The 12736-nt window shown below is 47.5% G+C and carries 5 protein-coding genes and 1 tRNA gene; 5 read left to right on the forward strand and 1 reads right to left on the reverse strand.

The annotated features are described in order from the left end of the window. Window positions 1-320 precede the first annotated feature (320 nt). The 4 genes from ACO6VG_RS23665 (at window position 321) to ACO6VG_RS23680 (ending at window position 9510) form a co-directional block, all read left to right on the forward strand. Window positions 321-5519: a hypothetical protein gene (locus tag ACO6VG_RS23665; RefSeq protein WP_422451460.1), complete on the forward strand. Its 5199-nt coding sequence runs from the start codon at window positions 321-323 to the stop codon at window positions 5517-5519. A gap of 81 nt (window positions 5520-5600) precedes the next feature. Further along, a complete protein-coding gene (locus tag ACO6VG_RS23670; RefSeq protein ID WP_422134550.1) occupies window positions 5601-8897 on the forward strand; it encodes a PAS domain S-box protein in 3297 nt (1098 codons plus the stop codon). A gap of 71 nt (window positions 8898-8968) precedes the next feature. Then, complete coding sequence (locus tag ACO6VG_RS23675) at window positions 8969-9307, forward strand: hypothetical protein (RefSeq protein WP_422134551.1); 339 nt, start codon at window positions 8969-8971, stop codon at window positions 9305-9307. A gap of 126 nt (window positions 9308-9433) precedes the next feature. Then, a tRNA-Pro gene (locus ACO6VG_RS23680) sits at window positions 9434-9510 on the forward strand. Between the two features lie 13 nt (window positions 9511-9523). Here ACO6VG_RS23680 and ACO6VG_RS23685 read toward each other — a convergent pair. After that, on the reverse strand, window positions 9524-10054 hold the full coding sequence (locus ACO6VG_RS23685; RefSeq protein ID WP_422134552.1) for a hypothetical protein: 531 nt from the start codon (window positions 10052-10054) through the stop codon (window positions 9524-9526). Between the two features lie 661 nt (window positions 10055-10715). Between ACO6VG_RS23685 and ACO6VG_RS23690 the strand changes: the two genes are divergently transcribed. Further along, complete coding sequence (locus ACO6VG_RS23690; protein WP_422475889.1) at window positions 10716-12575, forward strand: tetratricopeptide repeat protein; 1860 nt, start codon at window positions 10716-10718, stop codon at window positions 12573-12575. Window positions 12576-12736 lie beyond the last annotated feature (161 nt).

The following is a 12736-nucleotide window of genomic DNA, read 5'->3' on the forward strand; positions in this document are numbered from 1 at the left end:
TCCTCCATAAACCATTTCCATCCAGACTGCCAAAGGTGGCTAAGCTCCCGATAAGAAGCTACGGACGGAGAATTCCGTGAGTTTCGTTAAAGTATTTAAAAGTTTGCTAAAAAGTCACTTGAGTAACGAACCAAAAAATAAATTAAACATTTACAATCCTATTCGGTGAAAGACTGGTCTAATCTGGAGTGTTCATAAATATAAATTTTTGACCGTTCAAGGATACACGTGGCATTAGGTAGCAGAACCGAAGGGAAACTTTCTAAAGGCAAGCTAAAGGCCAGGCATCAATAAATAACGACTGAACTATCTGCGGTAAATTGACTAAATTATTTTCGGGATCCATGGCTATTCTGGGAAAGATCACGGTTTATGTGCTCTTCCTTAACCTGTTTCTGTCCCGTAATTATTGGAACAAATATACCAAATTCGTAGTTTTCCTTCTTTTCTCTTCGACGTTAGCTTCAGCTTCCTCGGGCAGCCTTCTGGAAAATGTCGAACAGGTCAAAAAGTATGAACATTATTTCAAAATGCTGGGAGATATTGCCCAGAGTTCGAGAGAGACCTCTACCACCCGTAATCAATATTGGCGGGTGCATATACTGCGCTCTCGTATTGATCGCACAGAATATATGCTCATCGACCCTGAACTGAGTTCTACTCCTGTGGGTAGCCCTTTGCTGGGATCACCCAAGTCTCCTGACGCTTTCGAACTTCATTCCTTGTCTGCAAGCAACCCATTTTTGGGTAGCAGCCAACACTTTATTTCCTGGCGCATTGACTACCAGAACCATACTCTGGTCAATGGCCCGCCATTTCAAAGAATGGGACTTTCTACCTTCAGGCAACTGAGTGCGAGCGGAAGTCCCATTACGTTTAATCTGGACGATGAGACTTTGCTCAGTGTCAGAATGAGGGTACAGAACCACAGAACCGGAGACCCCAGGCCCAAGCAGAGAACGTTTATTCTTGTGCCCTATGATGCAACTCACACTGCAGCCATGCTCAAGCCAGAACACAAACCCGACCAAACCTTTTTCTGTCACTACATCAACAGTCAAAACTCAACCTGTGAGGTCTGCGTAGAGTTTGAGACTCAGGAAGACGAAAAGAGCATCCATGACCTGAGGACAGCGAGCCACTTTTATGACCCGAGAAGCATTTTCAATAATCCTGTTGAGCAAGAATTATCAGGCGCTCCCTATACTTCCACACTCAGAGATGTTGACTATCAGAGGTTCCTTCAGGTCTTTGAACAAAATATCCATGCTGAATTCCTTAATGTCGAGGACGAAATGAGCGTAGACGTTTCATCAGCATACAAGTCTATAGGACATGCCGATGCCCGAGTGATTGGAAGAGGCCAGTTTTCTGTTGTTTTTACCCTCGATGTTCTGCCCGGCCTGGCTTTGCGACGTTTCCCCGGTTACACGAACAAGAGGGACGCTGACAATTTTCTGCTAACCCACGAAGCAGCACTGAAGCTTTACAAGGAATTGGGTGTCAACCTCGAGCCCACCCGGCTTCTGAGGATCAGAGCCAGAGAGGGTTTTACCATCTACATGATCCAGCGTCACCTGAAAAAAGATGAACTGGCCCAAAATTTCATCGAAGGTTTGCTGGACTTTGGCCCTGATGAAATTGCCATGTCAATCAAATCCCAGGGCAGCATTGGTGAAGTTCACGAGATGGGATACGCAGAAGCGGTTAGCCGCATTCTGCATGCTGTAATCGCCGCCATCTATAAAAACCTGGTTAAACTGGGCAACGAAGATTGTGCCCACAGAATCTGCTGCGATGCCAAACCCGATAACTTTGCCGTTGGCTTTTCATACCGTAAGGAGTGGAAAAGAAACAACCTATACCTTCGTGACGTGATCACTCAGGCTGATCTAACGGATTTTCATCCCTGCTCTCTAGTGTTATTTGATCAATTGCTTTTCGATGGCGGCCCTGAAGCTGCATTGCTCACCTACATCCTGGGCTACAACCCCTACCAGGGGTATCAAGAGAAGATTAAAAACTGGGCTGATGCCAAACAGCTGATTGTTAAATCGCTGGCAAACATTGCCTATCACGCCGGCGATATGGCGTATGAGATCATGCCAGAGCTGGTAGACCGAACGCGTGTGATGCTTCTGGATGAGTGGCAATCCAGCCCGGAACTCAGTCGACGTTATATGGACTACCTGCGTCAGGGCCCCGTTCCACAGTTTGATGCCGGTAAACTGCCATTGGACCGACTGTTCTTTGATCCCGATGAAATTACGGCTGAGAGTGTGATTCAGTATCGAAACAATAGCTCGAGAAATAATCTCAAGCTAAAGCTTCACCACTACCTTTTAAAACTGACCAGAGAGATGCGACCTGAACAGTTCAATCATCAGCTCTATCTACCCGTTGACTATCAACAGGACTGGTGGTTGCGTATCGTGGACAAAAAATACCGGGATGATTTTTCAAAAGCGCTGGAAAGTCGCTTCTCTGAACTGGAAGCCAATCAGACGAATGATAGTGAGCCCAGTAAGGTGGCCAGCGACTTTCTGAGAACACTGGTCAATTCGGTAGCGGCCGACCGCACATTGGTCGATGAAGCAAAATTAAGCCGACTTATCAACTGGCATATCATGGTCGGCAGGATACCCGAGCATGAGCAAGAACAAAGAAAAAAACATGAAGGCGAGTTAAAAAGAATCGAAAGAGACTACCTCATTCGAAGAGTCAACCACTTTTACTCAAGTCGACTCCAAAGCCTGCATAGGAATCAATGGCCAGGCTTGCCGGCTAATAAATTATTTGAATTACAAGCGGTTCGTGCCAATGAAATTTATGAAGACAGCCTGAAAGCTTTCAAAAAGGGATTCAGCAAACTACAACAACTTTTTTGGTCGCACCTGGTAAACCGTCACCAGCCACCCCTGTCAAAAGGCGAGCAGAAACAGCTTGATACCATCAAAAAAGATGAGTGGATACAACAGGTCAATCAGAAGTATTCAGAAAAAATACAAGCCACCCTGTACCGCGCACTAGGAGAGCAAGCTTTCGAAGATAAAATACCGCTATTGGCCAACGACTCCCTGCTTGAGGTACTCATCCGGGAAATTTTATCCGATCCCCGTATTCCTCTGTTTACTGATGAATGCGCTTCTGCCACAGAGCAGGAACGGGATTATATGGTCATCGATGAACCGGACAATGCGCCTGTAAAAAGAAGCAGTTCTCCTGTCAGCCAACAATCAAAACGGGTAGAGCTGACACAGCCGTCCCCGGCCAGTGAATTACTGACAACAGGAAACGGGGCCATTAGCCTTAGCCGAAAAGGCCTTGCCGAGCTGATGAAAAAATGGGGTGTTTACCCTATGGACGTCGTGCAGGCGGAAGCCACGACCTTTCCTGAGGCCTATAGCCGACTGAAATCCCAGAGCTGGGCCAAAGCGTTGAATAATCTTAATACTTCCTTTCCCATTTCTGCGGTTTACCCACTGCCGGAAACCGTCAGATTGCGTTTAAGACCCCGGGTTTATGAACGTCACTACCTGGCCAGAGAGCTCAGACTAATATCCAGCCATGACAAAGTGCAATTTCCAAGTTACACCCACAGGGACACGCTGATTCAAGCGATCAAGGAAGTCATGGAGCATAGAAATCAGAGTCGCGAGCCAAAACCTCTGGTGATTATTGACTTTTCCTCATCTATTGATGAAACGATATCCGGTGCCACCTATCACTCCGCACCTCCACCCTCACCGCCCAGAATCATCGTGATTCAGTCAAGCCCTAGTCCTCACGAGTCCGAAAAATTGAGTCAGGTTAAACAGGTGAGCATCCCCCTTGCACAATTAAACCAATGGATTGTTGAGAACAGAAATTACGACTATCTCCTCAGGATTTTAAGTGTTAGCGATGAAGATCGATGGTTCACCCTCAAACTGCCTGAATCCGTCAAAAGTAAAAGAGACAGAAGAAAAACTCTCACCGATAACCAGATGTTGCGGGATCAATTACCCCCCCCCCTGACTTCGCAGTCGTTCCACCCTTTTAAGCGAACCAAACCGGAAAACCTTCCCCTGACCCCCCATGAATACATAGAGCTGGAACAACGGGGAGTCACGGAATTATCACTGGCAGAACTGACCCGGCTCAGAGCCCGGCAGGCTGCATTACAGGCGAACCTGAATCAGCTGGAACAAGAGGCTGTCAATGCCCTGAAATCACAACGATGGCAAACTGTAAACGTAGCTCCAGACCACTTCTGCCTCTACAACAGCCTGGTTCACTTGTTGAATATGAGGCCTGAAACTGCCAGTAAGCTCATTGACCATATCATCGCCCTGCTGAGAAAACTGGTATTAACCCGACCTGATGGCATGAATTCTCAAATTATTGCCGGCCTGTTTCGAAACATTATCTTTCTGGCTTTAAAAAACAATGTAATCAGCCATCATCTTCTGTTCCAGCTGAGACACCTGCTCTTTAATGATACTCCCCTGCTCAAGAATACGCTCAAAGGATTCCTGAGCCATCTGCCCAGACACCTTCGTGAACATCTGCCTGCGAGCTACCAGGAGACCCTGGACACACTCGACACCATGGATAGCGATGAACTATGGTCCCTCTTGAATCAGCTGATCACCCATTCAGGTAACAATACCGCTCTTGATCTATTGTTAGCGGACCTGATTAACCAATTAGCGGTTTTTGCCGGTCAAACCCAACAAATACAACTGATTAATGACCTGGTTCAGCATCTGAGCAACCAATGGCATCAGGATGGCTCCAGGTTAACGCCTTATATTTTGTTTCTCGGACTGGGAGCCCAGGCCCTTGACGATCTCATCGACAATCCCACTCAGGCTGGCTTACAGATGCTTCAGGGTCTTACGCCTATTCAGCCGGGACAACATATGTGGGGGGATAACAATGTCGTAGAACACCTTCTGATGCCTTTGCTACGCGCAGCGAATACGCCGCTGAACGTCATGATTGTTACTCCTGCCGTTCACAACTTTCAAAACCCGCTGGGTGCCATGTTTATACCGGCAATGGCTGGCAACCCCGCCCTTGGGGCGATGCCGGTGCCCAGCCATGACTCCTCGCAGATCGCAGAATGGCTTGATGATCGGGGCACCATCACACTGTTCCATGGCAATCTGCAAGCGCCACTGATCGCAGATAATTTCATAAACGCTGGCAATCACTGGCAGCCTGTTGTGCGAACACCGCAACCGAAGACATTAGCTCCAGCGGTAAGCCTTAAAACGAAGGACTCCTCTTCTGAACAACAGCCTGTTATCTCTCTCCTTGACATAAAAACCGAGCCTGAATCCCCGCCTCCCCTGTCCGCATTCGGGAGCGATTACTCTGACAATGATGGCATTGAGATCCCTGAAGATTACCTGCCCGGGGACTATGGAAGTCTGATGGCAACAAGGGCACCCAGTGTACTTGAAGGAATTTACTGGGTTCGCTGGCTGGTGATTATTATGACTCTGGTCGTGCATAACGTCTCAGACGGTTGATGGAAACGAAACATTTAGCCGCCAACTTCATCTCCCTTGGCTATTCTGAACAGGTTGCTAAGATTTTGCTTGAGGCAGGGCGTGGTCAAACCCTCTATTCGAAAAAAAATCATTCTTTTCACCGTAGTGCCCGTCACACTCTTCTATAACCTGCTGAGTGCCTTGCACATCTATACCTCTTTCAAGGAGTCCTCCCATGAGATAGAGATACAGATGCGCAACAACATTGTGCACTTTGCCCGTACCCTGGATGCCTACACTCAGGAGATCATGTCCCAGGCTAAAGCCCAGATTCGTTTATTACAGACTGAAAGCTACCCGACCTACCCGTTGCTACACAGTATTCTCGCTTCCAGCCCCTTCCTGACCAGAGTCTGCTGGATTGACACTAAAAATATAGCGACTTCAGCGTGTATCAATAAACGCAAAAACAAGGCAGAACCCACCCAACTGCCCGCAATGCCGCCCACCGAACTGGGCAGCAACTGGCTGCAGCTGCTCAAACAGAATGACTACTGGAGCAAGCTCTATCGGGATGCCAAAACCGGCAAGAGACTGGTCAGTTTTATTGTCCCGAGCTCTCAAAAGGGCGATGGGCATCTGCTTAAACTGGATGTTGATATCAATCGTATGGTTCACGATGTCATCAATCCAAAGCTGTTTGAAGGACGCAATATCGGGATCAACCTCTGGAAATTCAATATGGTCGACCGCAGCGGTGACTACCTCTACAGCGACAGCATTCAGGCGAACCGCTTTGGCCATAAAAACCTGCGCCAGACCGGTGAAGTTTATGGTATCGAAGGGTTCGGCAACAAGATCGAGGAGTGGATTGATTCCGGGCGGGCCGAGACCTTCCGGGCCTGGCTGCCAAACCCTCAGTATCAAAAAGAATACTGGTTCTTCGGTGCCCCGGTGTCTTCTTCCCAGTGGTGGCTCTATACCTCAGTCAGTCGACAACATGCTCTCCAGGGAGTGCTCGACATAGCCTTGCTGGACATTGCTATTATGCTGATCTCCCTGCTCTTGATTCTGGGTGGCATCTGCTATGCCTCCAAAAAAATCACCAACCCCCTGATTACCCTGAAATCCTGCATGGATAACTTTATCGAGCATCATAAGCTTGTTGAACTGCCCGACACCCATTCCAGGGACGAAGCCGGCTCCCTGGCCCGTTCATTTGTAAAACTGACTCAGTGGCTTGATGCCAGGGACCTTGCCCTGCACCAGGCCAGAGCCAACAATATGGGGCATATCGTTCAGGGGTTGAAAGGACGCTACTTTTATTTCCAGCTCAACACTGACGGCAAAATTGTTCATATCAGTCGTTCGGTGAAATCGGTCCTGGGCTATCGCAGTGAAGAGTTTTCCGGCCCACTGGAGAACTTTTTGAGTCACGATCCGGGCAATTGCAACTACAAAGTCAATTTTGAGAAAGCACTGAGAGGAGAGCCGGTAGAAGCTTTTGAACTGGATATCCAGAATAAACAGGGACAGTCCCGAAGGATTGAACTGTTCTGGAACGCCATGACTTCCGGACAGCAAAGAGTGATTGAAGGACTGGCCAATGATGTCACTGAACGGGTTAGTGATACCCTTAAATTCAAGGCTTTGCTGGATTCTGCACCAGATGCCATGATCATCCTGAATCCGGATGGCATTATCGTCATGGTCAATACCAGAGCTGTCGAACTACTGGGCTTCCTTCGCGATGACCTTATCAATATGCCCCTTTCTCTGCTTGTTCCTCCTCAATCCCGGGAGAACCATCCTTTGATCAGCCCTCTGCTAGAAAGAGCCTGGAAGCGAACACAACTGTTTCGTCGGGAGACAGAAGCCGTTGACCGACGTGGGCGCACCTTTCCAGCAGAGTTAACCAGTAATCCACTGATTACCCGCGACGGTATTCTTATATACGTTGTCATCCGGGATATCACGGAAAGCAAACAGATTGAGCTGGCCCTGCTGAGAGCAAGGGACGAAGCGATTACCGCCAGTCGCTCAAAAAGCCTGTTCCTGTCGTGCATGAGTCATGAGTTACGAACACCATTGAATGGTGTCATTGGCTATGCGCAGGTGTTACAGCGGTCAGGAGGACTGAACCCCGGACAGCACCGGAAGCTGGCCATTCTTGAGCGGTGTGGCCAGCATCTGCTAACCCTGATTAACGACATTCTTGATCTTACTAAAATTGAGACTCAGGGTGTGGACCTGCACCCGGTATCAATTAACCTCAGACGGTTGCTGTTGGAAACCCGGGAGTTTTTTGTCCCAAGGGCAGAGTATAAAGATTTACAGTTAATATTGACCATTGATGAGCAGGTTCCGGAGTGGATAGAAGTTGATGATGTCAAGCTAAGGCAAATTTTGACCAACCTTCTGGGCAACGCCATTAAATATACCGAAGAAGGCTCCGTTGAAATCCGCATTGATTCGGTGGATGAACGACTCTGCTTTTCAGTGAAAGATACCGGCGTAGGCATTGATCCGGATAATTTTGAAATTATCTTTGACCCCTTCAGACAGTTGGATGAAAGCCTGAAGTCAGGAGGCACCGGATTGGGTCTGGCTATTAGTCGCCACCTGGTTAAAGCCATGGGAGATGACCTGACTGTTACCAGCCATGTCGGCCAGGGTAGCAGCTTCAGGTTTTCGATCCCGTTGAAAGAAGTTCCGGCGCTGGATACCGATAATGTTTTTTCTTCCGACCAGGTGGAACTGATACTGGCTGACAATCAGACCTACACCGCACTGATTGTTGATGATCTGGAAATAAACCGTGACCTGCTTAAAGTCATCATGGAAGAAGCCGGCTTCAAAACCCTGCAGGCCAGTGATGGACTGGAAGCTCTGGCTCGCCTGGAAATCCAGAAACCGGAGCTGGTTATGATGGACATCAGAATGCCCAAAATGGATGGAATGGAAGCACTCAAACATATCCGTCTGAATCCCGAGCTGAAAAACCTGAAAGTGATCGCTGTGACCGCCAGCGCAGGCTCTGACATCCAGACAAGACTCAAGCAGGCAGGATTTGACGGCGTGCTGGCCAAACCCTTCAAGGTGAATTACCTGCTACAAGTAGTGGCCAGCCTTTTGAATCTGGATATCAGGAAGTCTCGCGTAGCCGCCGATAAAGCAGAAGTTTCTGAACTGCCGCAACTGGATGAGACTCATAAAAAAGCATTGCTGAGAAAGGTCTCCCGGGTGCTTGAATTCGGTGATATACAAGAACTGACGTCCATAACGGATGAGTTCAAAGAAGCACATTTGCAGACCTATTGCCAGTACCTTCTGCAAATTGCCGAGGCCTGTGATGTGGACGAGCTGGAAAAGTTCTACGAGCAACTGCAGAGCCAGTCTTCAGAGAGCCCGGTCTGAAGGTGCAAATCACTACAACAGAGCTCAGTATTAACCTATACTGCGCCATTATTAATCCCATCGAGTAACCCATGAATTCAACTTCAATTATTCAGGAAATTCAGGCCAAACTGACTCTCACCCTGAAAGACATCTACACATTGGCACTCAATGCCGATGAACAGCTGGAGATTCTGCAAAAACAAGAGAAAGGCAACTTTTCTGCCATTTTTCAGAAGGACTCAGGCTTCAGTGCCTCCGCTAACCGTTTTCTGCCCTATCTGATCGAATTAAATGACGAAATTGAAAGTCTGCCCATTATGGAACCTGAAAACCAGAGAGCCACGATTGAGGGCATTATGAAGAAAATGAGAATGATGCACGAAGTACTGGCCAGATTTCATAGCATCAAAGACGAAACCCTGCACTGAGCAGAGGACGGGCTGCCGACACGCGGCTGGAGCGAATCCGTCGCAGATACCCCTTGCAAAATAAGGTCGACAGGTTAATATACGGCTTCGTCAGCGGGGCACTTTCAGAAACCCCAAAGCGAAAGTCGGAGCGTAGCGCAGCCTGGTAGCGCACCACAATGGGGTTGTGGGGGTCGGAGGTTCGAATCCTCTCGCTCCGACCAGTTTTTCCGGACACTATTCCACGTTTGTTTGTGAGCTTGAACCATCAGAGCGATTTACTCTTTGACGAACTGTGTTATCAGGCACACATTCTTCATAGGATGGTGGAGGATTCTCTAAGTCTTCATCGATGTAGTCCCGCTGAGGTTGAAAAGCAACTACTGCATTTCGAATAGCTTCAGATTCTAATCGATCAAGTTCCTTAAAAAACTCTTTCCCGATCGAGTGACTTATCTGAGAGCCAGCTAACCACCCAGCTGCGGTTGCGACCGCAATCCCTAAATTACTACATGACATATATTTCGCAACAGAAAAACAGAAAGCGGAAACAGTCAATGGAGGGATTAACGCCATTCGTTGTTGTATATAAAACTTTCCATCATTGGAGTATTTATTATACTGATCAACATCCCAGAAAATATTTCTGATGGATAATTTTTTTACGGACCTCGTCAGGAATTGACCAACACTTGAACCCGTTTCTGGTTCTGCCTGTGTGCCTTGATCAGCAATTGGATGACCGGCTGCTTGATTATTTATATTCATCTCAAGGTACCTCCTTTTTCTAAACTATGAATCGTTCAAATTACTTTATCTTTAAAGAGAATCAGTTTCCCTGACATTTGCGATAGTGCAACTGACAAAATCCATTGGATATTTGGGATTGATAATCTGTCGAAAGAATTAAATTTGCTTCCCATAAATTAAGACCATAAAAATAAATGATAGTTCCATTCTCTGCATTTTCAGATTCAAATAATTCATTATTCCTGACCGGTCCGCTTTCAACCCCACCAACAAGTGATCAAACTGACGAGCAGCTTTTTTCATGATGCCCAGGAAAGCATGCCAATAAAGATAGCCGTGTTGAATAACTGTGAACTTTTATGTCCATTGACTGTCGAAAAGCACAGATTTCCACGAAGATTAGATTGCTATGAGTTATGGATTAACGCCTACCATCGCTTTGGCCGGTGAGATACCAGGACCTTCACAGCATTACGCGCCAGATTCTGATACTGATAAGACGGCAACAAAGAGCCCATCGTCCTTGAATCCGGAGGCTGCTCCATTTATTCCACGGACTCAACCGTCTCAATGCGCTCTTCAACGTAGGAACACGCCCTCAGATATTAAAGTTCGGCAAGCAAAAGCACACTCAAGGCTTTCTCCTCAGAGGCTTCACCCCCGGGAAAAAAAGGCACCCTTGACCATTCAAGCAAGGATTGATGAGGCTTTCACGGCACTGAATCGCCAACGTTTCAGCGATGCAGAAGCAGTATTCAGTGCCATCTTGCAAGAAAAAAGGCTGAGTCCGTTCAACTACAAAAACGTAACCATAGGGCTTGCAAGATCGCTAAAAGAACAAAGCCGTGAAAAACAGGAAAAAGCATGCTCCCTTTTGGAACAACTCAGACAGAAAGGATCAGTCAATGAATTCGGGGCTTCAAGCATTCATAACCTCGATCTGACCCTGAGCCGCTGTGAACAGGGACTTGGGCAACACCTTAAGGCTGAAGCACGGCTATTGGCTCTGAGAAACAAAAAGCACGATGACGATGAGGAAACCCTGTGCGAGCCTGGTGGCAATTTCGAAATTGATATTGCTGCAGCCAGACACTGGCAGATTATGAGCAAATACAAGTTGACCGACACGCTATTACTGAAAATGAAAGCAGCGCTGAATGACAGCTTGCATACAGACACATTCAGTTCCGATGTCAACAAACTGCATAAATATATACGCATCGTCAATTTGGCTCTGGCGCGAAACTGGCAGCTGACAGGGAAACATAAAGCCTGTGAAAGACTATTGCTGAACATGAGTGGCAAGAACCCCAATGGCAGTGAGGAAAGCCTCTGCAAACCCTGTAAAGATCATGAAATCAACCTGGCTCTGGTGCGACACTGGCAGGTAATGGGCAAATATAAACTGGCTGAAAGACTGCTGCTTAACATGGGTGGAGAGCATCCCGATGATAGTAAGGAAACCCCACGCAAGGCCCGTAAACATGATGACATTAATCTGGCTCTGGTGCGTCTGTGGCACGTGATGGAAAAACATGAACAGGCCGAAAGACTGCTACTTAACTTGAGTGGCAAGAACCCCGATGGCAATGAGGAAAGCCTCTGCACCCCCTGTAAAGATCATGAAATCAACCTGACTCTGGCGCGACACTGGCAGGCAATGGGCAAATATAAACTGGCTGAAAGACTGCTGCTTAACATGAGTAGAAACAACCCGGGTAGCCGTATGGAGAGCCACTTCAAAACCTCTGCTCATTATGTTACCGGATTGGCTCTGATAAGACTTTGGCAGGAGATTGGCGAATACGAACAGTCTGAAAGACTGCTGCTGAAAATGGCTGGCAAGCACCCCGGTGACGATGAGTTCAGACTGTGCAAGCCCTCCGGGCATTATGATATTGACCTGGCTCTGGTGCGATGCTGGGAGATGGTGGGTAATCATAAACTGGCTGAAAGACTGCTGCTGAATATGATTGGCAAGCACCCTGATGCCTCTGAGGAAGTCCTGTGCAAGCCCTCTGGGCTTCATAACGTCGATCTGGCTCTGGCAAGACAATGGCAAAGAGCGGGTAAATATGAACAGGCTGAGAAACTGCTAAGGCGCTGCGATGAATTATATCATTCGAATGAATGCGAATTAACTCTATTGGTCGTACTTGCTCGACAGGCAGAGTTCATGGAAATGATTGCCGGTTATCCAGAAAATGCCAACACATTGTTGGCTACCTCAATCCATTATTTCATTCTGGCTTGTCAGCAGATAATGAACGATGGCCCGGAGTCAGGACAGGACAACCTCAATAAGGCCCTGAGGTCAGTGCAAGCAATAATAGAGATGTACTCTCCAAATGCAGGCGCTTTTTCACAAAAAGCCCATTGTCTCAGAATGATGGGTGCCCGTGAGAAAGAATGGAAGTATTGGTTTGATAAATCAGGACACCACGACAGCTCCCGTGCGCAGAAGAATAAAACTGATTATTGGCGGAGCATCGAAGCCAGTGCTCTTCAAAAAGTGCGTAGCTCCATGGGGCAAACATGAACGCAAATTATCACAAGCAATTCAAGGCCTTTTGAGAAAAGGACCTGTTTACCCTGACACCCGGCCCGGATTATTTGTCACCACTATTTATGCCCTCCATGCACTGATTCAAGAGTCAAAGGCCGGATAACCATGAACTTTCATGTCCGCTCGCTGTCCAA

The sequence above is a fragment of the Endozoicomonas sp. ALB032 genome (assembly GCF_049310125.1).
Taxonomy (GTDB): Bacteria; Pseudomonadota; Gammaproteobacteria; order Pseudomonadales; family Endozoicomonadaceae; genus Endozoicomonas_A.

What these genes read in the sequence shown, in the direction of transcription:
- ACO6VG_RS23675 (WP_422134551.1), top strand. Translation starts at nt 8,969, where the DNA reads ATGAATTCAACTTCAATTATTCAGGAAATTCAGGCCAAACTGACTCTC.
- ACO6VG_RS23685 (WP_422134552.1), bottom strand. Translation starts at nt 10,054, where the DNA reads ATGAATATAAATAATCAAGCAGCCGGTCATCCAATTGCTGATCAAGGC.